This is a genomic window from Bradyrhizobium sp. USDA 376 (genome assembly GCF_054063675.1).
In genome coordinates this window covers 675,001-699,941 of the sequence record NZ_JBSSGN010000001.1, presented here as the reverse complement: position 1 = coordinate 699,941, position 24,941 = coordinate 675,001, and the positions used below count along the sequence as shown (strand labels likewise).

19 protein-coding genes, 1 rRNA gene and 1 riboswitch (1 of these 21 running past the window's edge) are annotated in these 24,941 nt (G+C 63.4%); of the genes, 9 read left to right on the top strand and 11 right to left on the bottom strand.

The features are described from left to right. Window positions 1–16: 16 nt before the first annotated feature. Both ACVJ19_RS03070 and ACVJ19_RS03065 read left to right on the top strand, forming a co-directional pair. Entirely contained in the window at window positions 17–721 is a 705-nt protein-coding gene (locus ACVJ19_RS03070; RefSeq protein WP_453947968.1) for a YdcF family protein, read from the top strand. 34 nt (window positions 722–755) lie between these two features. Next, entirely contained in the window at window positions 756–1,529 is a 774-nt protein-coding gene (locus tag ACVJ19_RS03065) for a lysophospholipid acyltransferase family protein (RefSeq protein WP_456739350.1), read from the top strand. Here ACVJ19_RS03065 and ACVJ19_RS03060 read toward each other — a convergent pair. Continuing rightward, a complete protein-coding gene (locus tag ACVJ19_RS03060) occupies window positions 1,526–2,134 on the bottom strand; it encodes a gamma-glutamylcyclotransferase (RefSeq protein WP_453947967.1) in 609 nt (202 codons plus the stop codon). The genes ACVJ19_RS03065 and ACVJ19_RS03060 overlap by 4 nt on opposite strands. A gap of 110 nt (window positions 2,135–2,244) precedes the next feature. Here ACVJ19_RS03060 and ACVJ19_RS03055 point away from each other — a divergent pair, with 110 nt between their 5' ends. Further along, complete coding sequence (locus ACVJ19_RS03055) at window positions 2,245–3,429, top strand: DUF2125 domain-containing protein (RefSeq protein ID WP_453947966.1); 1,185 nt, start codon at window positions 2,245–2,247, stop codon at window positions 3,427–3,429. A 118-nt stretch (window positions 3,430–3,547) separates the two neighbouring features. On the opposite strand, the gene ACVJ19_RS03050 is transcribed toward ACVJ19_RS03055, so the two are convergent. Genes ACVJ19_RS03050 through ACVJ19_RS03040 form a run of 3 tightly spaced genes read right to left on the bottom strand, consistent with a single transcriptional unit; the run spans window position 3,548 to window position 6,464 of the window. Further along, window positions 3,548–4,486 carry a prephenate/arogenate dehydrogenase family protein gene (locus ACVJ19_RS03050; RefSeq protein WP_453947965.1) on the bottom strand — a complete coding sequence of 313 codons (939 nt, stop codon included), beginning with the start codon at window positions 4,484–4,486 and terminating at the stop codon, window positions 3,548–3,550. Continuing rightward, on the bottom strand, window positions 4,483–5,580 hold the full coding sequence (locus ACVJ19_RS03045) for a pyridoxal phosphate-dependent aminotransferase (protein ID WP_453947964.1): 1,098 nt from the start codon (window positions 5,578–5,580) through the stop codon (window positions 4,483–4,485). The genes ACVJ19_RS03050 and ACVJ19_RS03045 overlap by 4 nt, the downstream gene beginning before the upstream one ends. 35 nt (window positions 5,581–5,615) lie before the next feature. Continuing rightward, the gene (locus tag ACVJ19_RS03040; RefSeq protein WP_211402832.1) at window positions 5,616–6,464 is read right to left on the bottom strand and encodes a chorismate mutase; all 849 of its coding nucleotides are present in this window, start codon (window positions 6,462–6,464) and stop codon (window positions 5,616–5,618) included. Between the two features lie 206 nt (window positions 6,465–6,670). After that, window positions 6,671–6,750, top strand: a riboswitch (SAM riboswitch). A 90-nt stretch (window positions 6,751–6,840) separates the two neighbouring features. Here ACVJ19_RS03040 and metX point away from each other — a divergent pair. Together metX and metW are read left to right on the top strand one after the other, a co-directional pair. Further along, the gene (gene metX, locus ACVJ19_RS03035) at window positions 6,841–8,043 is read left to right on the top strand and encodes a homoserine O-acetyltransferase MetX (protein ID WP_453947963.1); all 1,203 of its coding nucleotides are present in this window, start codon (window positions 6,841–6,843) and stop codon (window positions 8,041–8,043) included. 1 nt (window position 8,044) lies between these two features. Continuing rightward, the gene (gene metW / locus ACVJ19_RS03030; protein ID WP_453947962.1) at window positions 8,045–8,707 is read left to right on the top strand and encodes a methionine biosynthesis protein MetW; all 663 of its coding nucleotides are present in this window, start codon (window positions 8,045–8,047) and stop codon (window positions 8,705–8,707) included. A 95-nt stretch (window positions 8,708–8,802) separates the two neighbouring features. On the opposite strand, the gene ACVJ19_RS03025 is transcribed toward metW, so the two are convergent. Continuing rightward, window positions 8,803–9,666, bottom strand: coding sequence for an alpha/beta fold hydrolase (locus tag ACVJ19_RS03025; protein ID WP_453947961.1), 864 nt, complete (start codon window positions 9,664–9,666; stop codon window positions 8,803–8,805). A 214-nt stretch (window positions 9,667–9,880) separates the two neighbouring features. On the opposite strand from ACVJ19_RS03025, the gene ACVJ19_RS03020 reads away from it, so the two are divergent. Together ACVJ19_RS03020 and ACVJ19_RS03015 are read left to right on the top strand one after the other, a co-directional pair. Next, window positions 9,881–10,525 (top strand): NlpC/P60 family protein, encoded by a 645-nt coding sequence (locus ACVJ19_RS03020; RefSeq protein WP_453947960.1) that lies wholly within the window; start codon window positions 9,881–9,883, stop codon window positions 10,523–10,525. Between the two features lie 131 nt (window positions 10,526–10,656). After that, window positions 10,657–11,289 (top strand): hypothetical protein, encoded by a 633-nt coding sequence (locus tag ACVJ19_RS03015; protein ID WP_453947959.1) that lies wholly within the window; start codon window positions 10,657–10,659, stop codon window positions 11,287–11,289. A 10-nt stretch (window positions 11,290–11,299) separates the two neighbouring features. On the opposite strand, the gene ACVJ19_RS03010 is transcribed toward ACVJ19_RS03015, so the two are convergent. Beyond that, the gene (locus ACVJ19_RS03010) at window positions 11,300–12,103 is read right to left on the bottom strand and encodes an MOSC domain-containing protein (RefSeq protein WP_453947958.1); all 804 of its coding nucleotides are present in this window, start codon (window positions 12,101–12,103) and stop codon (window positions 11,300–11,302) included. A gap of 241 nt (window positions 12,104–12,344) precedes the next feature. On the opposite strand from ACVJ19_RS03010, the gene clpB reads away from it, so the two are divergent. After that, window positions 12,345–14,984, top strand: a complete 2,640-nt coding sequence (gene clpB, locus ACVJ19_RS03005) for an ATP-dependent chaperone ClpB (RefSeq protein ID WP_453947957.1) — start codon at window positions 12,345–12,347, stop codon at window positions 14,982–14,984. A gap of 87 nt (window positions 14,985–15,071) precedes the next feature. On the opposite strand, the gene ACVJ19_RS03000 is transcribed toward clpB, so the two are convergent. The 5 genes from ACVJ19_RS03000 to ACVJ19_RS02980 all read right to left on the bottom strand — a co-directional run bounded on the left by ACVJ19_RS03000 (window position 15,072) and on the right by ACVJ19_RS02980 (window position 22,514). After that, window positions 15,072–16,883: a peptidoglycan-binding protein gene (locus ACVJ19_RS03000; protein WP_453947956.1), complete on the bottom strand. Its 1,812-nt coding sequence runs from the start codon at window positions 16,881–16,883 to the stop codon at window positions 15,072–15,074. A 22-nt stretch (window positions 16,884–16,905) separates the two neighbouring features. Further along, complete coding sequence (locus ACVJ19_RS02995) at window positions 16,906–17,787, bottom strand: hypothetical protein (RefSeq protein ID WP_453947955.1); 882 nt, start codon at window positions 17,785–17,787, stop codon at window positions 16,906–16,908. A gap of 532 nt (window positions 17,788–18,319) precedes the next feature. Further along, entirely contained in the window at window positions 18,320–18,586 is a 267-nt protein-coding gene (locus tag ACVJ19_RS02990) for a hypothetical protein (protein ID WP_453947954.1), read from the bottom strand. Between the two features lie 92 nt (window positions 18,587–18,678). Further along, the gene (locus ACVJ19_RS02985) at window positions 18,679–20,298 is read right to left on the bottom strand and encodes a hypothetical protein (protein WP_453947953.1); all 1,620 of its coding nucleotides are present in this window, start codon (window positions 20,296–20,298) and stop codon (window positions 18,679–18,681) included. Between the two features lie 152 nt (window positions 20,299–20,450). Beyond that, window positions 20,451–22,514 (bottom strand): peptidoglycan DD-metalloendopeptidase family protein, encoded by a 2,064-nt coding sequence (locus tag ACVJ19_RS02980; protein WP_453947952.1) that lies wholly within the window; start codon window positions 22,512–22,514, stop codon window positions 20,451–20,453. Window positions 22,515–23,545: 1,031 nt separating this feature from the next. On the opposite strand from ACVJ19_RS02980, the gene ACVJ19_RS02975 reads away from it, so the two are divergent. Next, a 16S ribosomal RNA gene (locus ACVJ19_RS02975) occupies window positions 23,546–24,941 on the top strand (it continues 93 nt past the right edge of the window).

Genomic DNA, 24,941 nt, shown 5'->3' with positions numbered 1-24,941 from the left:
GGATCACTGACATCGCATGACCTCGCCGACCGACGATCGATCGCCGAAACTGCCGCGCGGCTGGCTGCGCGCGACAATCGTGTCGACGATTGCGCTCGCTTTCGTCGGCGCGGCGGCGGGCTTCGTCGCGTTCCTGTCGCAGATGCGCGGCGCCGAGATCGCGCCGGACCGCAAGGCCGACGGCATCGTAGTTCTGACCGGCGGTTCCTCGCGGGTGTCGGACGCGATGGAGCTGCTCGCCGCCGGCTATGGCAAGCGGTTGCTGATTTCCGGCGTGCATCCGACCTCGACGGCGAACGACATCTCGCGGACCTTGCCGGAGAACCAGGCCTTCATGACCTGCTGCGTCGACCTCGACCGCACCGCGCTCACGACCCGCGGCAACGCCGCGGAGGCGCGGCGCTGGGCCGAGGGGCGACGATTCAAGTCGCTGATCGTGGTCACCTCGAATTACCACATGCCGCGCGCGCTGGTGGAATTCTCGCATGCGATGCCGGAGACCACGCTGATCCCGTTCGTGGTGGTCGGCGACAAATGGCGCGAGGAGCCGTGGTGGACCTCGGCCTCCACCCTGCGGCTGCTCTTGTCCGAATATGTCAAGTACATCGCGGCCGAACTCAGGGTGCGGCTGGAGGATTTCGGGATTGACCTTTCACCCGAGATGTCGGAGCAGCCTGCAGGTCAGCAGCCCAAGCGGCCCGCCACCGCCCAAGCCAATTGACCGGCAATTGATCGGCAAATTAATCGGATCGTCGATGTTTCTGATTTTCCTGCGCTCGTTCGTGTTCAACGTGTTGTTCTACGCCGTATTGGTGTGCCTCGCGATCGTGGCGCTGCCGACCTTCGCATTGCCGCCGCGTGCCATGCTCACGGTCGCGCGATGGTGGGCGAAGGCGACGCTGGTCCTGATGCGCGTGATCTGCAACATCAAGGTGGAATTCCGGGGTGTCGAGAAGATCCCGCAGGGACCGCTGGTAATCGCAGCGAAGCACCAGTCGTTCTGGGAAACCTTCGTGCTGCCGGGTTTCTTCCACCGCCCGATCTTCATCCTCAAGCGCCAGCTCATGCAGATTCCGGTATTCGGCCAGTTCCTGGTCAAGACCGGGATGATCGCGATCGATCGCAATGCCGGCGTGAAGGCGCTGCTGGACATGACGCGGCGCGCGCGCGAAGCGGTGCGCAGCGGCCGGCAGCTCGTGATCTTTCCGGAAGGCACGCGCCGCGCGCCGGGCGCGCCGCCCGACTACAAGACCGGCTTCGCCCAGATCTATTCGTCCTGCGGCGTGCCGTGCCTGCCGATCGCGCTCAACTCAGGCCTGTTCTGGCCACGCCGCACCTTCATGCGCTATCCCGGCACGCTGGTGGTCGAGTTCCTCGACCCGTTGCCGCCGGGCCTGCCGAAGGACGAGTTTCTCTCCCGCGTGCAAACGGTCATCGAGGACGCGACCGGCCGCCTCGTCGAAGCGGGGCGGAAAGAGCAGGAGCAGTTGATCGGCAGCGCGCCGAGCTACGCGCCGTCGGAGAGTTAGCGGCTCTCTCGATCTTCGGGTGCCGGCGCGTGCAGGGGATGCGCATCACCATGCAGCATCGTCGCGAGCTGATGCAATTGCGTGTCGCGAAAACCTTCGGCCTCGATGGCCTTCACCGTTGCCGTGACGTAGTCGCGGTTGGCGCCGGACTGGCCGTGGCCCTGAACGACATGGCGGTGCTGCTCGGCGAGCGACAGCCGGCCGGCATATTGGACATGGCCGCGGTCGACGACATAGGCGAGCGCCGAGACGCGCTGCCGCGCATCATTCTCCAGCCATACCGAGCGCATCACCTCGCGATAGACCGACGTCACCTGCTCGCGTTCGCGCAAATAGGCGACGACGTCAGCGCGGTTCTTTTCGGCGACGCGGAAGGCGATGCCTCGGCAGGCGCCGCCGCGATCGAGCCCGAGCACCAGGCCGGGCTTCTCCGGCGTGCCGCGATGCACGAAGGAATAGACGCAGAGCGCCCGATGCTCGCCGACCAGCCGGGCCGGGACGCGTTCCTCGAATTCGAAGCCCGGCCGCCACATCAGCGAGCCGTAGCCGAACACCCAGAGGTCGCCCTTGGCTGTGGTGACGGAGGGGAGGGTGATTTCCGACATTTCGGGCACGGCTACCAGAACCAAGCCCCGAAACGAAGCGGATTCTCAGTCTTTCGTCGGGGGCCGGCCCCGCTTACATTTGCCTGAATCTGGGGCCAAAGGGTCGCCGCATGTCCGATATGACCGTTGCCACAGGCCGCCGCTCCCGTTGGGGCCTTTTCATCGCACCCGTTCTCCTGCTGATCCTCGCCCTCGCGTGGACCTGCTTCTGGTTCTATGCCGCTTCGCAGGCCGAGGTGGCCGCAGATGCCTGGCGCGCGCAGGAGGCCAAGTCCGGCCGCATCTATGATTGCGCCAAGCGCTCGATCGCAGGCTTCCCGTTCCGCTTCGAGGTCCAGTGCTCCGGCGCCAGCGTCGCCCTGGTCTCGCAGAACGCCAGCAAGACGCCGTTCACGGCCAAGCTCGACAACATCCTGGTCGTTGCGCAGGTCTACGATCCCAAGCTCGTGATCGCCGAGTTTTCGGCGCCGGCCACGTTGACCGACGGCGTCACGCAAAACACCTTCGTGGTGAACTGGAGCAAGGGCCGCAGCAGCGTCGTCGGCCTGCCGGCCGTGCCGGAGCGCGCCTCTCTCGTGTTCGACGATCCCAACATCAACCGGCTGGACGGCAGCGTGCAGGTGCCGCTCGCGCGCGCCAAGCAGGTCGAGCTGCATGGCCGCCTTGCGGATGGCTCGCCTGCCGATCACCCTGTCATCGAGACCGTGCTCCATGTCGCGCAGGGCAGCATCCAGGGCGTTCATCCCTTGCTCGCCGAGCCGTTCGAGGCCGACACGCGCGCCAAGGTCACGGGCCTCTCCGACCTCACGCCGAAGCCCTGGCCGCAGCGCTTCCGCGAGATCCAGGCCGCCGGCGGTCATATCGAGATCGTGCAGTCGCGGATCCAGCAGGGCGAGATGATCGCGGTCGCGGCCGGCACGCTCGGCCTCTCGGCCAATGGCCGACTGGACGGCGAGCTGCAGATGACGGTGACCGGCCTCGAGCGCGTGATCCCGGCACTCGGCATCGAGAAGATGCTGGAAGAGGGCGTGCCGCAGGCAACGCTGGATCGCGTCGCGCCCGGCGTGAAGTCGCAGGACCTCAACAATCTCTTCGGCGCGCTCGACCGCGCCGTTCCCGGCCTCGGCAAGGTCATCAAGCAGAACGCCAACGCCGGCGTTGCCGCCGGCATCAACTCGATCGGCACCGAGAGCACGCTCGAGGGCAAGAAGGCGCGCAGCTTCCCGCTGAAGTTCGTCGACGGTGCGGTGCTGCTCGGCCCGGTCAAGGTCGGCCAGATCCCGCCGCTGTATTGAAACCTCTCTCGTCATTCCGGGGCGATGCGCAGCATCGAACCCGGAATCCATTTCACCGCGTGCGCTGCGGCCCAATGGATTCCGGGCTCGCCCTTCGGGCGCCCCGGAATGACAGGGGCTACGGCTTCTTCTCGAGCTGCCCGTGCTGGCGGCCGAAATCGGCTACCGCCGAATCCTGGCCGATCTCGACGATGCCGCGGCGGATGGCGCGGGTGCGGGTGAAGTGATCGAACAGCGCCTCGCCGTCGCCGCGGCGGATCGCGCGGGTCAGCTTGGCGAGATCCTCAGTGAAGGTGCCGAGCATCTCCAGCACCGCTTCCTTGTTGGCGAGGAAGACGTCGCGCCACATCGTCGGATCGGACGCCGCGATGCGGGTGAAATCGCGAAAACCGCCGGCGGAGAACTTGATGACTTCCGATTCCGTCACCTGAGCCAGCTCGTCGGCGGTGCCGACGATGGTGTAGGCGATCAGATGCGGCAGATGGCTGGTGATCGCGAGCACGAGATCATGATGATCCGGCGTCATCACCTCGACCTTGGCGCCCATCGCCGCCCAGAACGCGCGCAAATGCGCGACGGCCTCAGTGTCGGTGCCCTCCGGCGGCGTCAGGATGCACCAGCGGTTGATGAAGAGCTCGGCGAAGCCGGAATCCGGCCCCGAATGCTCGGTGCCCGCGACCGGGTGTGCCGGCACGAAATGGACGCCCTCTGGCAGATGCGGCGCCATGTCCCTGACCACCGCGCCCTTGACCGAGCCGACGTCGGAGATGACAGCGCCGGGCTTCAGATGCGGCGCGATCTCCTGCGCGACCGGCCCGCAGGCGCCGACGGGAATGCAGAGGATGACGAGATCGGCATCCTTCACCGCCTCCGCATTGGTTGCCACCACCTGGTCGACAATGCCGAGCTCGATCACCCGCGCACGCGTCTTCTCCGAGCGCGCGGTGGTGACGATCTCGCCGGCGAGGCCCTGGAGCTTCGCAGCGCGCGCGATCGAGCCGCCGATCAGGCCGAAGCCGATCAGGGCGACGCGCTGGAAATGCGGGTTCGCGCTCATTTGCCGGCCATGAAGTCGCGCAAGGCATCGACGACGAGGCGGTTGGCCTCTTCGGTGCCGATGGTCATGCGCAGGGAATGCGGCAGGCCGTAGTTCTTCAGCGCGCGCAGCACGAGGCCCCGCTTGGTGAGGAAGGCGTCGGCGTCGTCCGAGGTCCTGCCCTTGTCGATCGGGAAGTGGATCAGCACGAAATTGGCAACGCTCGGCGTCACCTTCAGGCCAAGCTTGGTGATCTCCTCGGTCAGCCAGTTGCGCCAGGTCTCGGTGAACTGCTTCGACATCGCCTGATGCGCGGTGTCCTCGATCGCGGCGACCGCGGCATACATTGCCGGCGTCGACACGTTGAAGGGACCGCGGATGCGGTTGACCGCGTCGATGATGTGCTCGGGCCCGAACATCCAGCCGATGCGCAGCGCGGCAAGGCCGTGGATCTTGGAGAAGGTGTGGGTCACCACCGTATTCTCGGTGGTGGCGACGAGCTCGATTCCCATCTCGTAATCGTTGCGCGAGACGTAGTCGCAATACGCGGCGTCCAGCACCAGCAGCACGTGCGAGGGCAGGCCGGCGCGCAGCCGCTTGACCTCGTCGAACGGAATATAGGTGCCGGTCGGGTTGTTCGGATTGGCGAGCCAGACCAGTTTTGTCTTCGGCGTCACCGCCTTCAGGATGGCGTCGACGTTGCAGGTGAGGTTGGTCTCTTCCGCGATCACGTTCCTGGCGCCGACCGCCATGGTCGCGATCGGATAGACCAGGAAGCCGTGCGTGGTGGAGATCGCCTCGTCGCCTTGGCCGAGATAGGTGTGGGCGAGCAGGTTGAGGATCTCGTCCGAGCCGGCGCCGCAGATGATGCGGTTCGGGTCGAGGCCGAAAGAGCGGCCGATCGCTTCGCGCAGCACGCGCGAGGTGCCTTCCGGATAGTCTTCCAGATGATCCGCCACGCGCTTGAAGGCCTCGATCGCCCTGGGCGAGGGCCCGAACGGCGTCTCGTTGGCCGAGAGCTTGAACACCTTGCGGCCCGGCTCCGGCACCGGGGTCTTGCCGGGCGTGTAGGGCGCAATATCGAGAATGCCGGGGTTCGGCACGGGGCGGGACATCTTCAACTCCGGATAGGCTTTAGGCGGTACGCGATTTACGATTTCGACCCGGTCGGGGCCACCGTATAGCGCGTTGCGTGGCTGCCGACGAGGGCCGTGGAGCGCACCGAGGCCCCCGCCTCGATCAGGGCAGCCTTGATTTTGTCGATGCTGCTCGCAGCCGTGACCGAGACCAGCAGCGCCGCGCCGTCGAAGGCGGTATCGGGTACCGCCACGATATCGGCGAGCGGCGACAGGGTGCGCGCGACCTCGGCATTCCACCCCGACACGCGAACGCTGAAGGTCTCGACCTCCGTCACCAGCGCGCTGTCGGCGACGCGCGAGATCGCGAACACCGGCAGCGCGGCCGGATGGTCGGCGCGCTCGACGAAGGGCATCCGCGCGATGATCTTCGGCGCGCCTTCTGCCTCCAGCTCCAGCCACCACGGCGTGCGGCTCGAGGTCGCCGAGACCAGCGCCAGATCGCCCTTGGACTTCGCCACCGCCTCGACCGCGGCCTGCGCGCTGAAATGCGCGACGTAAGGCACGGTGAAGCCGAAATGGAAGCGGACGGAATCGCGCATCGCGGGCTCGCTCACCGAGATGTCGGCATGCACGGAGAACGGCGCCTGCACATAGGTGAAGGTCGAGATGATGACGCGCCAGATGCTCTCGACGGTGTCGAGCGGCAGGATGCCGCGATGACGCTGCACGATCTCGCGCATCATGGAGGCCTCGCGCGCCGGCCGGAAGGCCGAGCCAACCTCCTGGGTCTGCTTCACCTGGATCAGGCGGTCGATGATGTCGCCGCGCTGCATCAGCAGGCGATGCATTGCCTCGTCGATCGCATCGATCTCCTTGCGCAATTCCTGCAATGATGGTGGCGCGGGCGGACGTTGGGACATATCTGACAGTGGTTGTTGAGAGGCGTTCCAATGCGGGCCGGCCAAAGAGACTGGTAGGGTCCGATCCGCTGCGATCAACGTCCTGATTAGGCAGTCAGGGCGACGAAAGCAAAGAGAAATGACGGCCTGTTCGGTCGGCGAGGCAGGGACGAATTTGGCTGATCCGGACCGCGACTTGACGAAATCCGCCCAAGCCGGTAGGTTTTTGCCTGTTCCGTGGTCATTTGAGCCGGCCGGCTTGCAGCCACGTTAAAAAACTCGCTAAACAGGCCGGGGACGCTTCCGATCCCGGCCGAACCTATCGTTCAGGCCGGGTTTTTCATGGCCTGATGTCAATGCGGTCTGAAATCCGATCGCAAACGAGGTCGATGGTCAGATGGTTGTCGTCAAGTCTGTACCCAGTCCCGCGATCAGTGCCGACGATCGGTCGCACGAGGTGGATCATCCGAGCTCGCTCATCGCGCATTTCGGCGCCGAGCAGCCGTTGCGGCTCGATTGCGGTGTCGACCTCACCCCGTTCCAGATCGCCTATCAGACCTACGGCGAGCTCAACGCCGAGCGCTCCAACGCGATCCTGATCTGCCATGCGCTGACGGGCGACCAGCACGTCGCCAATGTGCATCCCGTCACCGGCAAGCCGGGCTGGTGGGAGACCCTGGTCGGCCCGGGCCGGCCGCTCGATCCCGACAGGTACTTCATCATCTGCTCCAACGTGATCGGCGGCTGCATGGGCTCGACCGGGCCCGCCTCGATCAATCCCGCCACCGGCAAGGTGTGGGGCCTCGAATTCCCCGTCATCACCATTCCGGACATGGTGCGCGCGCAGGCGATGCTGATCGACCGGCTCGGCATCGACACGCTGTTCGCCGTGGTGGGCGGCTCGATGGGCGGCATGCAGGTGCTGCAATGGACTGCGGCCTATCCCCAGCGTGTGTTCTCCGCGCTGGCGATCGCCTGCTCGACGCGGCACTCGGCGCAGAACATCGCGTTCCACGAACTCGGCCGCCAGGCCGTGATGGCCGATCCCGACTGGCACAATGGCGGCTATGCCGCTCGCGGCATCCATCCGCATCGCGGCCTCGCGGTGGCGCGGATGGCGGCGCACATCACCTATCTCTCCGACGCCGCGCTGCATCGCAAGTTCGGCCGGCGCATGCAGGATCGCGACCTGCCGACCTTCTCGTTCGACGCCGACTTCCAGGTCGAGTCCTATCTGCGATACCAGGGTTCGTCCTTCGTCGAGCGCTTCGACGCCAACGCCTATCTCTATTTGACGCGCGCGATGGACTATTTCGACATTGCCGCCGACCATGGCGGCGTGCTGGCGAAGGCGTTCGCCGGCATCCAGACCCGCTTCTGCGTCGTCTCCTTTACCAGCGACTGGCTGTTTCCGACCTCGGAATCGCGCGCGCTGGTGCACGCGCTGAACGCCTCGAGCGCGCGGGTGTCGTTCGCCGAGATCGAGACCGATCGCGGCCACGATGCCTTCCTGCTCGACGTGCCCGAGTTCTTCGACATCTCCCGCGCCTTCCTGCAATCGGCCGGCAAGGCGCGCGGATTGAACGACAATGGTGGCTAGGATGTCAGTGCAGGAAGTGCTGCCGCTGGGCGGCGTTGCGACCGGGCAGCCCGGCCAGGTTCGCGCCGATCATCTGCTGATGGCCGAGATGGTCAAGCCGGGCTCGAAAGTGCTCGACGTCGGCTGCGGCGACGGCGACCTGCTTCAGCTGCTCGAGGCCCGCGGCATCGACGGCCGCGGCATCGAGCTGTCGCGCGAGGGCGTCAACCGCTGCGTCGCCAAGGGCCTCGCGGTGGTGCAGGGCGACGCCGACACCGACCTCGTCAATTACCCCGACGACGCTTTCGACTACGTGATCCTGTCGCAGACGCTGCAGGCGACGCGGCAGCCGAAGGTCGTGCTGGAGAATTTGCTGCGCATCGGCCACCGCGCCATCGTGTCGTTCCCGAATTTCGGCTTCTGGAAGATGCGGCTGCAGCTCCTGATCGGCGGCCACATGCCGCGCACGGAGAACCTGCCGGCGACCTGGTATGACACCGCCAACATCCACTTCTGCACCATCAAGGATTTCGTCGAGCTGTGCGATGCGATCAATGTCAAGATGGAGCGCTCGGTGGCGCTCGATCTCTACGGCCGCCCGGTGCCGCTGAACCTGCCCTGGTGGGTGTGGAATATGTTCGGCGAGCAGGGCGTGTTTCTGCTGAGCAGAGGTGGAGGGAAGTGACGCCGTAGGCGTCATTCCGGGGCGGCACGAAGTGCCGAACCCGGAATCTCGAGATTCCGGGTTCGCTCTTCGAGCGACCCGGAATGACAAGTAGACTAATGCGCCGCCAGCGACCTGGGATCGCGCACCGGCCAGCGGCCCGCTTCGACCAGCGCCATGAACCGCTCCACCGTCGCGTTGAACAGCGCGGGCTCCTCGAGGTTGAGCACGTGGCCTGACTTCGGAAACATCGCGAGCCCTGCGGCCGGCAGATGCTTCTTCAGGAACAGGCTCGGGCCGACGCAAGGGTCGTCCTCGTCGCCGCAGATGATCAGCGCGGGCGTGGATGCCTTCCTGATCGCATCCGTCATCGTGTAGATCGAGGGACGGCCGCCCTGGAAGCCGCGCATCGTGTTGGCCGAACCCTTCGCATCGTGGCGCGCCAGCGCGGCGTAGAAATCGGCGTGGCCGCGCGGGTCTTTGACCAGGAAGGGAATCCGGCTCGGCGCCTCGCGCGTGACCTTTGCCACTTCGGCTGAGCCAAGCGTCTCGAACTGCTCGGCATTGGCGCGGCACTGCTCGCGCCAATTCTCGAGATTCTCGAGCTCCGAGCCGGAGCCGACGCCGGCCAGCGTCATCGACAGCGCGCGATGCGGCGCGTTCAATCCGATCTGGAGCGAGGAGTAGGCTCCCATCGAGAGCCCGACGAGATGCGCGCGCTCGATCTTGAGATGATCGAGCACGGCGAGCGCGTCGGTGTAGAAATGCGTGTAGGTGTAGACCTCGCCATCAGGCACGTCCGACGGCGTGTAGCCGCGCGCCGAATAGGTGATGCAACGGTGGCCGCGCGAGAAGTAGCGCATCTGCGGCTCCCAATTGGTGTAGTCGGCCGCGAACTCGTGCAGAAAAATGATCGGCGTTCCCTGACCCGCCTCTTCGAAATAGATGCGGACGTCATCCCAGGTCGTGGCGTGGGGCATTAACTGTTTCCCTCTCTTCAAGCCGCCTTTGCAGGATCGCAGTTAATGCTGATGTCCGCAATGCGGCAGCATCGCACCAGCACCAACACAAAATCATCGCAGCTATTCGCCGACGTTGCGTCTTTTTCTCGCCACATCCGGAAGCTTTACGCCCCGGCGGATGTGGGCCACCGCACGGGCCGACGGGAAGTGGGGTGTCAACCAAGGATGAAGAATGTTTGAGTTGTTTGCGTTCCGCCTGTCGCGTTGTGTTGTCGCGCTGGCGGTCTTCTTCGCGGCGGTCGCCGCATTCGTTTCTCCGGCCTCGGCGCGGCCGCATCATCGTCATAGCGCAGAGCGGCACACTTACGTGCATCACGCCAGACATCATCACTCCCGCCATCATGCACGCAGCTCGCGCTTCGAGCGCAGCGTGGCGCAGTTGCGGGCGGGCGGCTTCGCCGACACCCAGGCCAGCTATGATCCGAACGCCGACGCCGGCGGTGCGGGCATGAGCGGCGGCCTCAGTGGCGGATCGGGCCTCGTGTCCGAGGCGCGCCGCTATCTCGGCGGCAATCCGACCGGGCGCGGCAGCCTGTGGTGCGCGCGCTTCATGAACATGGTGCTGGAGCACACCGGCCATCGTGGCACCGGCTCGGACATGGCGAACTCGTTCGCGCGTTATGGCACGCGCGTGTCCGGCCCGCAGGTCGGCGCCATCGCGGTGATGTCGCGCGGTCGCCGCGGCGGCCATGTCGGTATCATCACCGGCATCGACGCCCAGGGCAATCCGATCATGATCTCCGGCAACAACGGCAACCGCGTCCGCGAGGCGCCGGTCTCGCGCGGCCGGATCTATGCGTATGTGATGCCGAACTGACCGTCGCCAGTGCAGGTTGACAGCCTCGTGCTCACATGCGCGAGGCTGTCAGTTGCGCCACGAACCTTTTGCTGCTGCCGTGCGACGAAGATGGCACTGGCCGAACCTTCGGCCCGGAGTGGCAGGGGATCATGGCATTCGCGAAAGTCACGGCGGCGGAGTTCAACGCACTGCTGAAGCAAAACGGCTCGGCGAGGTTTCAGCGCGAGCTGGCGCGTTACGACTTCTTCGTGCCGCAGGGCGACTGTGCCGTGCATCGCGGCTCGCTTTCCGTGCCAGGTGCGCTGCCGGCCTCGGCGGCCAACATGCTCGTGCTCGGCGATCTCTCGGCGGACGGCCTGCTGGATCTCGGAGAGGATGGTGCGGAGTGCGGCTGTTTCATCGTGCTGGGCAACGTTGCCTGCAGCGCATTTGCAAATGCCTACGGCAAGTGCGTCATGATCGACGGCAACCTCGAGGCCGACGAGATCATCGTCAATTCGTTCGAAGATTCGGCCCTCACGGTGACGGGACATCTCCGGACCTATTTTTATCACGGCATCGACATCTGGGCCGAGGTCGGGGGCCGCGCGGAGATGGAATATGGCGACGGCTATTGCCTGCCGATCGGATATACCGCGGCTGCGGCCGAGGCGATCGAGCCGCGGCATGACCGCGATGCGTCCTTGCGCAGGCTGAGCTTTGGGAACGGCGCGTCTGTCGATCCGCAGGATTTCCTCGATCGGCTGAAAAACGGCCAGCCGATTTTTCGGCCGCTTATGTAGCAGACGCCGCTTACATCAGCTTTGGCTGCTCCACCGCAACCGCATCGCCCACGCCGATCTCGCCATCGGCAATCACCTCGGCATAGATGCCGCAATCCATGTGGCCGAGATGGCGCGAGAGCGTGGGCGGGATCTCGAGATCGCGCTTTGCCGTCACCGGGTCGACATTCGTGGCGGGGCAGCGGACGATGCGCTTGACCACCTTCAGGCGGGCATCGCCGATCGCGAGCGTCTGGCCGACGAGGTCGAGCTCGGACCAGGCCGGCCAGCCCTTCACGTAGAGATTGCCGCGGAAGCGCAGCGGGTGGACTGCGGTGCCGCCGAGCATGGCCTCGATGGCGCGGACGCTGTCGAGATTGATGATGGACACGACCTTGCGGGCGACGTCGGAAAAGCTGTGGTCGCGGCCGGACAGGACTTTTGGCGGGCCCTTCAACTCCGGCTGGAAGTTCTCGCGGAAGTAGGCCTCGATGGCGGCGCGCCCGGCGGCCGTCTCCAGATCGCCGCTGGCGACGATCTGGCCGTCCTTGCGGATGGTCAGGCGGTTGGTGGCGTCCTCGAAGCGGCTGTCGAGGGAGGCTAGCCGCTCATTGCGCGCCAGCATCAGAAACAGGATTTTCGGCTTCCATTCGGGCGCCTCCGGATCGAACCCGCTCGGGCCGTTCTCGATGGCGTAGCGGCGGTCGGCGGGCAGCGTCTCTCCTCGCCGCAAGGGGACGCGGGAGAGCGGCTCCGGTGTCAGGCCCTTGATCGGGTAGCGGTAGAGGCCGGTGATCTCGGCAGTCTGGCTGGCTGGCTTTGCGTTAAGTGTCATGCCGCTACTTAGGGGATTCGACGCAGCCCCGCCAAGCCGGCGGATCAGCGCACGAAATTGTGAAGTCGCCTCTTTCGCATCCGCAACCCGCTTCCCACATCTGCCCCAGGCCGGCGGCCACGCCGGTCCACGACGACCGTTACCGGTTGAGAAACGTCAATGCGGTAATCGGAAACCCAATGAAGATGCCGTTTGGGGTGCCTTGGAGGGCCCCAGGGGCAGGCCGAGGGACACAAAAGACATGAATATCGACAAATATACCGAACGCTCGAGGGGCTTCATCCAGTCCGCGCAGTCGCTCGCAGTGCGCGAGGGGCACCAGCAGTTTTCCACCCTGCACGTCCTGAAAGTCCTCTTGGACGACAATGAGGGGCTCGCGGCCGGTCTGATCGACCGCGCCGGCGGCAATTCCCGCGCGATCCTGAAGGCGACCGAGGAGGCCCTTAACAAGGTGCCGAAGGTCTCCGGCGGCGGCGCCGGCCAGATTTATCTCGCGCCCGAGCTCGTCCGCACCTTCGACGCGGCTGAGAAGGCCGGCGAGAAAGCCGGTGACAGCTTTGTCACCGTCGAGCGGCTGCTGCTCGGCCTCACCCTGGAGAAGACCAGCGAGGCCGGCACGATCCTCAACAAGGGTGGTGTCACTCCGCAAAACCTCAATGCGGCGATCGAGGCGCTGCGCAAGGGCCGGACCGCGGATTCCGCGACCGCCGAGAACGCCTATGACGCGCTGAAGAAATATGCCCGCGATCTGACCCAGGCCGCGCGCGACGGCAAGCTCGACCCGGTCATCGGCCGCGACGAGGAGATCCGCCGTACCATCCAGGTGCTCTCGCGCCGGACCAAGAACAATCCCGTCCTGATCGGCGAGCCCGGCGTCGGCAAGACCGCCATCGCGGAAGGCCTCGCGCTGCGCATCGTCAACGGTGACGTGCCCGAGAGCCTGAAGGACAAGAAGCTGCTGTCGCTCGACCTCGGCGCACTGATCGCGGGCGCAAAATACCGCGGCGAATTCGAGGAGCGGCTGAAGGCCGTGCTCCAGGAAGTCACCGCGAGCGACGGCCATTTCATCCTGTTCATCGACGAGATGCACACGCTGATCGGGGCCGGCAAGGGCGACGGCGCGATGGACGCCTCCAATCTGCTCAAGCCGGCGCTCGCCCGCGGCGAGCTGCACTGCATCGGCGCGACCACGCTCGACGAGTACCAGAAGCACGTCGAGAAGGACGCCGCGCTGGCGCGGCGCTTCCAGCCGATCTTCGTCAGCGAGCCCTCGGTCGAGGACACCATCTCGATCCTGCGCGGGCTGAAGGACAAGTACGAGCAGCACCATGGCGTGCGGATCACCGATTCCGCGCTGGTGGCCGCCACGACGCTGTCCAACCGCTACATCACCGACCGCTTCCTGCCCGACAAGGCGATCGACCTCATGGACGAGGCCGCGGCACGGCTGAAGATGCAGGTCGATTCCAAGCCGGAAGAGCTGGATTCGCTCGACCGTGAGATCATCCGGCTCAAGATCGAGCAGGAAGCTCTCAAGAAAGAGAGCGATCTCGGCTCCAAGACCCGTCTCGAGCTGCTCGAGAAGGAGCTGGCCGAGCTCGAGGAGAAGTCCGCGGCGCTCACTTCGCGCTGGAGTGCGGAGAAGAACAAGCTCTCCAACGCCCAGAAGCTGAAGGCCGAGCTCGATGGCTTGCGCGTCGAACTCGCCAATGCGCAGCGGCGCGGCGAATTCCAGAAGGCCGGCGAGCTGGCCTATGGCCGGATTCCCGAGCTCGAGAAGAGGCTTGCCGATATCGAGGCGCGTGAAGGCACCAGTGAGATGATGGAGGAGGCGGTCACCGCCAACCACATCGCGCAGGTGGTCTCGCGCTGGACCGGCGTGCCCGTCGACAAGATGCTGGAGGGCGAGAAGGAGAAGCTCCTGAAGATGGAGGAGCAGCTCGGCACCCGCGTCGTCGGCCAGGCCGAGGCCGTGCGTGCGGTCGCGACCGCCGTGCGTCGCTCCCGTGCAGGCCTGCAGGACCCGAACCGCCCCACCGGCTCCTTCATGTTCCTGGGGCCGACCGGCGTCGGCAAGACCGAGCTGACCAAGGCGCTCGCCGAGTACCTGTTCAACGACGAGACCGCTATGGTCCGCCTCGACATGTCCGAATACATGGAGAAGCACTCGGTCTCGCGGCTGATCGGCGCGCCTCCGGGCTATGTCGGTTATGACGAGGGCGGCGCGCTCACCGAAGCGGTGCGGCGCCGGCCTTATCAGGTGGTGCTGTTCGACGAGATCGAGAAGGCGCATCCCGACGTCTTCAACGTCCTGTTGCAGGTGCTCGACGACGGCCGCCTGACCGATGGCCAGGGCCGCACCGTCGACTTCCGCAACACGCTGATCATCATGACCTCGAACCTCGGTTCGGAATTTTTGGTGAACCAGCCGGAGGGCGAGGATACGTCGGCTGTGCGCGAGCAGGTGATGGGAACGGTGCGGGCGCATTTCCGCCCCGAATTCCTCAACCGCGTCGACGAGATCATCCTGTTCCACCGCTTGCAGAAGAGCGAGATGGGCCGGATCGTCGAGATCCAGTTCGCGCGGCTGCAGAAGCTGCTGACCGATCGCAAGATCGTGCTGAACCTCGACACCGCCGGCCGCGACTGGCTCGCGGCCAAGGGCTGGGACCCCGCCTACGGCGCAAGGCCGCTGAAGCGGGTGATCCAGCGCTCCCTCCAGGATCCGCTCGCCGAGATGATTTTGGCTGGCGACGTCAGGGACGGCGACACGGTCGCGATCTCCTCCGAAGGCAACGTGCTGACCTTCAACGGCAAGGCACCGCAAACCGCGGAGATCGCCCAGTTCGAGGCGCCGGTGCCGAAGCGTAAGCTGAACTGAGGCTCGCGACGCCGCATCTGAACGACGGTTTGCCCCAGACAGGCTCGGCCTCTCTGGGGCATTTCGCTTCTCAATGAATGGGCGAGCCTAGGTCAATCGGATGAAATCCTTGCCCGTATAGCTGCGATTACCTTGCCGAGCATTCGCGCCGTCGTTTCCACCATCTCCGCCGGTGTTACCTTCAAATGTATCAAATGTCTTATCGTTGATCGATAACACGACGCCGGTATGGGTCCAATCTGTGCTGGAGGCGCGAACGACGAATATCTGGCCCGGGCGAAGCTTCGATCTTCTCTTGACCTCATCGCGGACTTCGGATTCCGCAACGAACCGGCCGCTCGCCTTTGCGTCGTTTACGAGTTCGTCCACGCCAGCTTGTCTCCTGAACGGAATGTTTGTACCGAGATCGCGCGCCGCCTGGGCCACGATGAAGCAGACGAATCCGGCGCACCATTTTTGGTCCGTTCCCTGGTTTCCTCGCATATAGAGGCGCACCCAGGGACCGCGGTTGTTGCCGCCGATCTCGATCGGCATCTGCTTGATATGCTGCTGTGCAACTCTCAATATGGCGTCCTCGAATGAGGAGGACGGTCCGTGATCGATTGTCGCGAGTGCGCAACGCATCGGTGCGGTTAAAAGCGCCCACGTCTCCGCATCAAGCTGTCCCGTTGGCTCTCGGTTCGTCTTGATCTGAAAACTCTTCAGTTGCTCTGCGGTCGAATGACCGAAGTCTCCATCGATCGGCGTTACGACGCCGTGAATGTTCAGCCATTCTTGCACATGAGTGATGACTATCCTGTTCGTCCTATTCCTGGGCGAATCTAGGTCCAGGGCGCCTGGGAAGTCGAGTTCGGCTGGGACGTGCTGAAATGCAGAACCGGTTGTGTTGATATTGAGGGAAGGGACATGCTCGGTGGCGGCCGCGGCGTTCGTAGTGACGGCAAATTGAGGATCGACTGTAACGGCCCCCACATCCACCAGGGCTTTCAGGATAACAGCCGCACCTGCCTGACCGGAGACGGCGTTGGCATCAAATTCGTGGTCTGCGACGTATTTGCCCTTCGTGTAGTGTTGCGATCCGCTCCAAAGATACGGCGTTGGGATTCCGCGCCGCTTGTATTCGTTGTTGATGCCATTGTAGCGGTGCCAATGAAACAATACGCTCGGGAGGGTCCAATCGGTGACCTTGTCGAGGCTTTCGTAAACGATGGAATCCCGAGCGCTTTCCTCCCATGTAAATGGAGGTGCACCGGCAGGCGGGCGACCTTTGGGAACCCTGACAGTGCGTGCCGTTAGCGGATCACCGTTGTGGAGATGCTGGTCAAAACGAAGACTGCACTCCATGGCGTGAACGACTGCGATGAACCACCAGGGAATGGCAGTTCCCGAAACGGCCGCGGCATAGCGACCTTGGTTGGAAACGATCTTGCTTGCGATAGCGTCCGAAGTCTTTTTCCACTCCGGCCGAATTTGAATTGTGCTCCAGAGTTCGGTGTAGTTCTGGCTCCAGCCGGGACTTACTGTCGGAATCTTCTGGGATGGCATCGGGCCGGGCTGAGGCGCCGGCGCATCCGGGCCTTGGTCTTCCGAGTCGTTGTCCTGAATGTCGTCGCGAAACGGGCGTTCGTGATTGGTTGGAGCGTTCAGCGATCCGAATGGCCAGCCTTTCGCCTTTTGAGCCGCTGTGTCTATTTTTGCTTTTATCGCCTCCAGCTTTGTCGCCAGCGTCTGAAGATCAGTGATCGCAATTTTGTCCAATAAGTCGTCGATTTCGCCTGCAATTCCGGTCAGTCTCGCCATCTCGGCTTGATCGTTCCGTGACTTGGCGTCCTGATATTGCTGAAAAAGGCTCGCTCGGAGTGCTTCGAGTTCACTCTGCGTTTGCGGCAAGGTGGGCATGAAATCTCTCCACTCGAAATGCTTACTTTATACGCAATGCTTTCACTTGCTCCGCAAGGACGCGTAGCTCAATGGACGCTTCGGATAGACTCGCGAGGTCAGCCGAGGATATGTCCGCCATCGCTGCGGTAACCGCCGCCTCCATGGCGACAAGCGCCTTGTCCAAGAGGATTACCCAGGCTGCGAGCATGACCCGATCTTTTTCCAGTGCAGTCTGGCCGTCAGAAGAAATTCCGCTGGGTGTCTCGAGCGAGCCGCGGGTAACGCGAGACCGTTTGAGAATCTCGAACATCGCAGGAGTGCCGGCCCGCAACGTAATCAACAGCTCCCTCATTGCCGGATAAGCCGCAATGAGCTGTTGTCTGAATGCCTCGCGACTTGCGAACGTCGCGATTTGCTTGATCAAGGGTGAAACGCTTAGCAGCGATTTGGCGCTGTCTGAAACAAGCTTGTCAGCGCCCGGAATGGCTCCGGCCCCGCCAATGGCCGCTTGCGAGGCGGCAACCGCGCCGACGACATTGCTTGTCAACGTACCCAGACGATTTGACAAAGCCTCGGCGGCCTCGCCGTTTGCCAAACCTCCCAATAGATCATTGTAGGATTTGAGCGATTTCAGTGAGGCTCGAATTGATCCAGTAATCGGTGGGTCAACGGTATCGACAAAGTATGCTGCCTGGTCCGGATTGAACGCAGGAATAGCGGCAGTTTGCTTGATGCCTCGCAGAACAACAATTCGTTCCGCTTTCGCGATTCCATTCAAAATAGAATCGCCTTGCTCAAACTGCGTATTGAAAGCCTGAGTGTAGAGTTGAAACTCAGCCACCCCTCGGGCGCACCCGCTCACAACAGCGGCAAACGAGAGAATGAAAAATAAAACGCGAATACGCAAAAACACCGCCGTCACAGCACCCCCCTGCCGTTACTGGCCGCACAATATGATTTATCGAAACACACGTCCGGGTTGCTTACAATGTAAAGTTACCCGTCGGCGTACCCTCTAAAATTAATTGAGAAGTCTGCGTTGCAATCGTGCCACACTGTTCATTGGGAAAAGGTCGAGAGGAGTTGCGAGGCACTCCAAGGATCGCGGGGGCTACGACCTACAGGTCTGTGGTGAACCGTCGCGTAGTACGCAGCAGTCAGGCGTCGACTTACTGCATCGTATCCCGCGCAACTATGCGGATATCCCGAGCGCTACCTCCAAGACCGCTTGCCGAGATGGATTTTGGGCGGCGACGTCAGGGACGGCGACACCGTTGCAATCTCGTCCGCAGGCAATGTGCTGACCTTGGCAAGGCGCAGCAGACAGCGGATATCACCCAGTTCGACGCGCCGGCCTCCAAGCGGAAGCTGAACGGATCGCCGGCATTTCATTGCTAAACAAAATCGTCCCGAAGAGGTCGTCCTTTCCGGGCGAATTGTTTCGGGTGCAGCTGCTAGCTGACTGCGGACGCGGGGCCGGGGGAGGCCGGGCCTTCCTCCTCCTCGTTCTCTTCCAGCTCCGAAAGAATATCCACCAGCTCGCGCACCCGTCCCTGGGCCAGCGGCCGCAAATCGTTGATCATCGGCTCGTCATTGGCGAGCCAGGCCTGGGCTTCTGCGAGTTCTTCGACGGTCGCGCCGGTCCCGATGATCTGGGCAATGGTAACGTCGTCGGCCCGGTCCACGGCCTTGATGACATCGTCGCGTGAGAGGCGCGTCATGCGGCGATCCTCCTGCTGGTCGGCTTCCCATTAGCGTATAACGGGGAACCGGCGGGGCCGGTTCCAGGTCAGCAGGACCCCACTGGCAGACGCTACTTCTTCACCGCCTTGTAGATCGCATTCTCGATGTCGGAGGAGAAGTAGATGACGCCGGTCGCGCCGACCGCGACGCCTGTCGGAATGTGGGTCGGCAGGCCGCCCGGCGCGCCCGTCAGCCCGATGGGGATATCGGCGGCGATCTCGGTGACCACGCCGGTTTCCGGCACGATCTCGATCAGCCGCCTGGCGCCGACTTCCGCCACGATCAGCTTGCCGTCGCGGCCTCGCGCGATGCCTTCGGGCATTTTCAGCTCCCTGGCGAGCACGGTCTTCTCGCCGTTGCTGTCGACCCTGGCGACGGTGCCCGCAAAGGCTTCGGTGACGTAGACCTCGCCGCCCGGCCCACTGACGAGCCCGATCGGTCCCTCGAGGTCGCCAATCAACGTGGTGCGGTCCTTGCCGTGCTCGCCGCTTACGCGGACCAGCGACTTGGTGCCGAGCTCGGCCACCAGGATGCTGCCGTCCGCCAGCACGATGGCGTCATGCGGCGCCTTGAAGTCGTGCAGCATGTCGCGCGTTGCGCCGGTCTTGCCGTCGATCACCTGCACCGTGCCGGTAAACCAGCTCGACAGGACCACGTCGTTGCCCTTCGCCGTCGCGCTCATCGGATATTCGAGCGTGACGCCGGCGGCATGCATGCGCGCCTTCTCGGTGACCTCGCCGGTCACCCCGTCCACCGTGCGATAGGCGAATACGTCGGCGACGTGGATCGTATCCTTGCCGTTCTCCGAGGTGACGCCGATGCCGCCGGGCAGGGAGAGCTTGCCGATGATGATTTGTTTGGCCTGTCCGGTCGCCGGATCGACCTCCTGGATGCCGTTGTCAGCCATGTTGGAGACATAGATGCGGTCCCTGCCGTCGATCGCGAGGTTGTCCAGCGACGGCTTCAGCTGCGCGACCATGGTCTTGGCGCCCGACTTGGGATCGACCCGCACGAGCTGGCCGAGCGCGGTGTCGACCACAAAGAGGTTGCCCTTGGAATCGAAGTTCACCGCGGCCGGGACCTTGAAGCCGTCGGCGACGACCGTCAGCTCGGCCTTGTCGACGTCGACCTTGGCGACCTGTCCCTTGAACCAGAGCGGACCGTAGAGCTTGTCGTCAGGACCGAATTCGAAGCCGTTGAGGCCGCCCATCTTCTCCATGATCTGGCGGGGTGGTTTGACGCCCTCGACGTCGATCTCATAGAGCGTGTCGCCGAGAAAGACGGTGGTGGCGTAGAGCCTGCCGTCCTTGCGGAAGGCGAGGGAATTGATACCGGGAAGGCCGGAGGCGAGCTTCCTGATCGGGCCGTCGCCCTTGCGCGCATAGAGATCGCCGGTCAGGAAGCCGGTCCAGGCCATGGTGCCGTCGGGCGCGAATGCGATGTCGTCGGCCATTCCGACCGGAGCGGGGATTGCAACCTTGGCGGTACCGGCGGCGATGTCGACCTCGTAGAGCGCCGCGCCCGCGACGCTGCCGGCAAACAAATGGCCGGCCTTGTCGATCGCAAGTCCGTGCACGCCGTGGAATGCCGAGCCAGGAACGAGCTTGGTGATCTCCCAGCCGTCAGCCAATGCGCTCGTGACGGAGAAAATCGTAGCAATCAGGGCCGCGCAGGCGAGCCTGTTCTTCATGGCGAGACCTCCCGTTTTTTGGAAAGTATTCGCCCGTCATGCGGCTTTGGCAAACGAAACTTGAAATTGTGGCGCCGTGAAGCGGCCGCGCCTCTCAGCGTTCCGTTTGATCGTGCTTGAAGATGTCTGGTTGGGCGTGCGCCGCAGCCGACTTAGCGGTTGGTGACCTGCAACGGTCCGCCGGTTGCGTCCGACATGCGGGCGATGGCCGCGCCCCGGCCGCTCATCATGGCGTCGAGGCGGTCGCGCTCTTTCTCGAAGCCGGCGAGCACCGTGCCTTCCAGCGAACGGCCGCGCGGCAGTTTTACGCGCAGCGGATCGACGAAGCGGCCGTTGACGAGGATTTCGTAGTGGACGTGGGGGCCCGTCGACTGGCCGGTCGAACCGACGAAGCCGATCACCTGGCCTTGCCGCACCTTCTTGCCGACCTCCATGCCCTTGGCGAAGGCCGACATGTGGCCGTAGGCGGTCTCGTAGCCGTTGGAATGCTTGATGCGGATATATTTGCCGTAGCCGCCTTCAGGACCGGCCTTCTCGATCACGCCGTTGCCGGAGGCGAAGATCGGCGTGCCATAGGCGGTGGCCCAGTCGACGCCGGTGTGCATCTTCACGAAGCCGAGGATCGGGTGGCGGCGGCCGCCGAATCCCGAACGCATGATGGCGTTGTTGACGGGCTTCCTGACCAGGAATTTCTTCGCGCTCTTGCCGGTCTCGTCGTAGTAGTCGACGACGCCGTCGTCGGGGCTCTGGTAGCGGTAGTATTTCTTGGTCTCGCCGCCGACGGTGAGCGAAGCGAACAGCACGTCGTTCTTTTCGCTCGACGTCGTGCCCTCTTCCTCGCCGGCGTAGAAGACGTCGAAGGAATCGCCCGGCTGCACCTTGCGCTGGAAATCGACGTCGTAGGAATAGATCTTGATCATGTCCTCGATGACCGGCATCGGCACCTTGTTGCGCATCGCGGTCTCGTAGATGCTCTGGTAGAGCCGGACGCCAGTGCCATCATCGTCGTCATCGTCGTCGCTGTTGGCGTTGGCCGTGGCATCAGCGACGGTGTTCATGCTGGAGACGTCGACCGCGACGTATTTGCCGAGATCGGACAGCGCCGCGATCGCTTCCACCATGGTGTCGTTTGCAACCACGACGCGATAGGGCTGGAGGCGGGCGCCGGGGCTTGCGGGCGCCATCAGGATGCGGAGTTTTTCGCCTTCCTTCAGGCCGCCGTCGCGGCCGCGCGGGCCGAGCGTCGCGGTGATCGCCTTGATCTCGTCGGCCGTGGCGCCGAGATCACGCAGCACGGAGCCGACGCTGTCGCCTCTCTTGACGACATGGACGCGTTCGCCGTTGGGATTGCCGCCGGTGATCTGTTCCTTGGTCTTCGGCAGCAGCGTGACGTTTTCCGGCACCACGCGCGTCTCGAAGCCGGCATAGGGATCGGACGGCGACACCTCGGTGGCGTAGGCCATCTTGATGTCGGACGGACCGGTCGCGCCGGAGACGTCGGCGGCGGCGTTGGCGAGCGAGGCGTAGCGCACCCCGCCATTGCCGCGCCAGTTGGCGGCATCGCGCACCCGCATCAGGATGTCGTCGAGCGCCACCACCGCGGAAATCTTGGCCTTCGGCAGCACCGGCGACAGGTCCTTGGTCACGAAGGAGACCTCGGCGTCGGGCTCGACGGCTTCCGGATTGTTCGGATCGTCCGATGCCGTCTTCGGATCGGAGCCGACGTCGGTGAGCAGGCGCTGGGCATTGAACGGCGGAATCTTCGCCGACAGATCGCTCGTCGTCATCGACAGATTGCCGGCGATCCGCACGAACGGACGCACCCGCATCACGTCGCGGTTGCCGACGCGGGCGACCGTCGAGACGCGCATGATGTTGCGCGAGGCGGTGGATTCGCTGGGCGGCGGCAGCCGGTCGCTCTTGTGCAGCGTGGCGGCACGATCAGCTGCGCCGAACGCCCCACGCAGCGCGCCTTCGACGCGTTCCGGAACCTTGGCGAAGGTCATCTCGCCGTCGAGCGACGCGAAAACGGCGCCGCCGATCAGGGCTGCGCCGCAGAGTCCGGTCAGAATTGTGCCGCTGAACCATTGCACCGAGACGCGACGGCGATCGATGACGGCAGCTTCCGAACCATCGACGGACAGCGGCGGCTCGTGGCCGAGATCGATGATCCCGGTCTCACGCCCATAAGCGCCGCGTGACGTCCTGTGGTTCAACCCAAGTCCCCCAATCAACGACCCAAGAGCCCAATTCCACGAGCCCAATTCCACGAGCCCGGTTTCAAGCCCCTTCCTGGCCGCCCTCTTCGAGGGGCATCGCAGGAATGGGCAAGCCGCACAGGCGTCCGCGGTCAGAAGGCCCCGATGACGGGCCGGCCGAAATTACGAACAGCTAAGCGGAAAAAGATCTCTCGATGCTTCTCGAATGTCCGAAGAAGGCCGCTTCATCGGTATGATCGCCTTCCTCTGACCCCACGCAAATCGCCGGCAGCCCCCACTGGCATCCCTGCGATTCAAGCTTTGTCTCTTATCAGAACGCCGCGGGATTGTGGCTCAAGTACGGCGCCTAATATGGAAAAAGTTTCCTGAACGGGCGGGCGGCGGGGCGGCCCGGGAGGGACGCCCAAGGCCGCTCCCCGAGCCCCTCAGGAGCCGCTGAGGAGGCTCCTGGGGCGCAAACTTTTTTTGAGATTTTTTGCCGAGCGGCTCCGCTCCGAGCGCCTGCCGGTCCTCTAATCGACTGGAATCGCTAGATTTTCTGCGCTGATCCACTGTGCGACGATTTGTTGACGATTGGCGTTGACAGCCCGGAAGGTGGGGCCTATAACCCCAACCACTGAGCGCGGCGCCGCCGGGTCACTGACCGAGGCGAGCGAACGCGCCACTGATGCTCCTCACCTTGTTGAGTGAACACAACAGCCGACACCAGTCGGTTGGAGTTCATCCATCGTCGGTAAGGGTGTCGGAACCCTTCCTCTCAGGAAGGTTGGGGCCTCTCCGGCTCCGGGCTGTTTGACAAGTGAAGATGAAGAAAGAGAAACGTGGACGGCGGAGTCCTTGCGGGTCTCGCTTCTGAAAAGCTTCGGCTTTTCTGATCGAGACCGGACGAAAGACTTCGGCGGTACACGTTTTAAAGGAAACACCATCGTTGCCCGCGATGTGAATCGCAGGCAGCTCGTCGATTTCGGTCGATGAAAAATGGTGGGACCTCGTCAAACGTTGTGATCAGCCGGTTCAAAGTTCAAGTCCAACTTGAGAGTTTGATCCTGGCTCAGAGCGAACGCTGGCGGCAGGCTTAACACATGCAAGTCGAGCGGGCGTAGCAATACGTCAGCGGCAGACGGGTGAGTAACGCGTGGGAACGTACCTTTTGGTTCGGAACAACACAGGGAAACTTGTGCTAATACCGGATAAGCCCTTACGGGGAAAGATTTATCGCCGAAAGATCGGCCCGCGTCTGATTAGCTAGTTGGTAGGGTAATGGCCTACCAAGGCGACGATCAGTAGCTGGTCTGAGAGGATGATCAGCCACATTGGGACTGAGACACGGCCCAAACTCCTACGGGAGGCAGCAGTGGGGAATATTGGACAATGGGGGCAACCCTGATCCAGCCATGCCGCGTGAGTGATGAAGGCCCTAGGGTTGTAAAGCTCTTTTGTGCGGGAAGATAATGACGGTACCGCAAGAATAAGCCCCGGCTAACTTCGTGCCAGCAGCCGCGGTAATACGAAGGGGGCTAGCGTTGCTCGGAATCACTGGGCGTAAAGGGTGCGTAGGCGGGTCTTTAAGTCAGGGGTGAAATCCTGGAGCTCAACTCCAGAACTGCCTTTGATACTGAAGATCTTGAGTTCGGGAGAGGTGAGTGGAACTGCGAGTGTAGAGGTGAAATTCGTAGATATTCGCAAGAACACCAGTGGCGAAGGCGGCTCACTGGCCCGATACTGACGCTGAGGCACGAAAGCGTGGGGAGCAAACAGGATTAGATACCCTGGTAGTCCACGCCGTAAACGATGAATGCCAGCCGTTAGTGGGTTTACTCACTAGTGGCGCAGCTAACGCTTTAAGCATTCCGCCTGGGGAGTACGGTCGCAAGATTAAAACTCAAAGGAATTGACGGGGGCCCGCACAAGCGGTGGAGCATGTGGTTTAATTCGACGCAACGCGCAGAACCTTACCAGCCCTTGACATGTCCAGGACCGGTCGCAGAGATGTGACCTTCTCTTCGGAGCCTGGAACACAGGTGCTGCATGGCTGTCGTCAGCTCGTGTCGTGAGATGTTGGGTTAAGTCCCGCAACGAGCGCAACCCCCGTCCTTAGTTGCTACCATTTAGTTGAGCACTCTAAGGAGACTGCCGGTGATAAGCCGCGAGGAAGGTGGGGATGACGTCAAGTCCTCATGGCCCTTACGGGCTGGGCTACACACGTGCTACAATGGCGGTGACAATGGGAAGCGAAGGGGCAACCCCTAGCAAATCTCAAAAAGCCGTCTCAGTTCGGATTGGGCTCTGCAACTCGAGCCCATGAAGTTGGAATCGCTAGTAATCGTGGATCAGCACGCCACGGTGAATACGTTCCCGGGCCTTGTACACACCGCCCGTCACACCATGGGAGTTGGTTTTACCTGAAGACGGTGCGCTAACCAG

Coding starts and splice junctions, on each gene's coding strand:
- ACVJ19_RS03070 (WP_453947968.1), top strand. CDS start 17: ATGACCTCGCCGACCGACGATCGATCGCCGAAACTGCCGCGCGGCTGG.
- ACVJ19_RS03065 (WP_456739350.1), top strand. CDS start 756: ATGTTTCTGATTTTCCTGCGCTCGTTCGTGTTCAACGTGTTGTTCTAC.
- ACVJ19_RS03060 (WP_453947967.1), bottom strand. CDS start 2,134: ATGTCGGAAATCACCCTCCCCTCCGTCACCACAGCCAAGGGCGACCTC.
- ACVJ19_RS03055 (WP_453947966.1), top strand. CDS start 2,245: ATGTCCGATATGACCGTTGCCACAGGCCGCCGCTCCCGTTGGGGCCTT.
- ACVJ19_RS03050 (WP_453947965.1), bottom strand. CDS start 4,486: ATGAGCGCGAACCCGCATTTCCAGCGCGTCGCCCTGATCGGCTTCGGC.
- ACVJ19_RS03045 (WP_453947964.1), bottom strand. CDS start 5,580: ATGTCCCGCCCCGTGCCGAACCCCGGCATTCTCGATATTGCGCCCTAC.
- ACVJ19_RS03040 (WP_211402832.1), bottom strand. CDS start 6,464: ATGTCCCAACGTCCGCCCGCGCCACCATCATTGCAGGAATTGCGCAAG.
- metX (WP_453947963.1), top strand. CDS start 6,841: ATGGTTGTCGTCAAGTCTGTACCCAGTCCCGCGATCAGTGCCGACGAT.
- metW (WP_453947962.1), top strand. CDS start 8,045: ATGTCAGTGCAGGAAGTGCTGCCGCTGGGCGGCGTTGCGACCGGGCAG.
- ACVJ19_RS03025 (WP_453947961.1), bottom strand. CDS start 9,666: ATGCCCCACGCCACGACCTGGGATGACGTCCGCATCTATTTCGAAGAG.
- ACVJ19_RS03020 (WP_453947960.1), top strand. CDS start 9,881: ATGTTTGAGTTGTTTGCGTTCCGCCTGTCGCGTTGTGTTGTCGCGCTG.
- ACVJ19_RS03015 (WP_453947959.1), top strand. CDS start 10,657: ATGGCATTCGCGAAAGTCACGGCGGCGGAGTTCAACGCACTGCTGAAG.
- ACVJ19_RS03010 (WP_453947958.1), bottom strand. CDS start 12,103: ATGACACTTAACGCAAAGCCAGCCAGCCAGACTGCCGAGATCACCGGC.
- clpB (WP_453947957.1), top strand. CDS start 12,345: ATGAATATCGACAAATATACCGAACGCTCGAGGGGCTTCATCCAGTCC.
- ACVJ19_RS03000 (WP_453947956.1), bottom strand. CDS start 16,883: ATGCCCACCTTGCCGCAAACGCAGAGTGAACTCGAAGCACTCCGAGCG.
- ACVJ19_RS02990 (WP_453947954.1), bottom strand. CDS start 18,586: ATGACGCGCCTCTCACGCGACGATGTCATCAAGGCCGTGGACCGGGCC.
- ACVJ19_RS02985 (WP_453947953.1), bottom strand. CDS start 20,298: ATGAAGAACAGGCTCGCCTGCGCGGCCCTGATTGCTACGATTTTCTCC.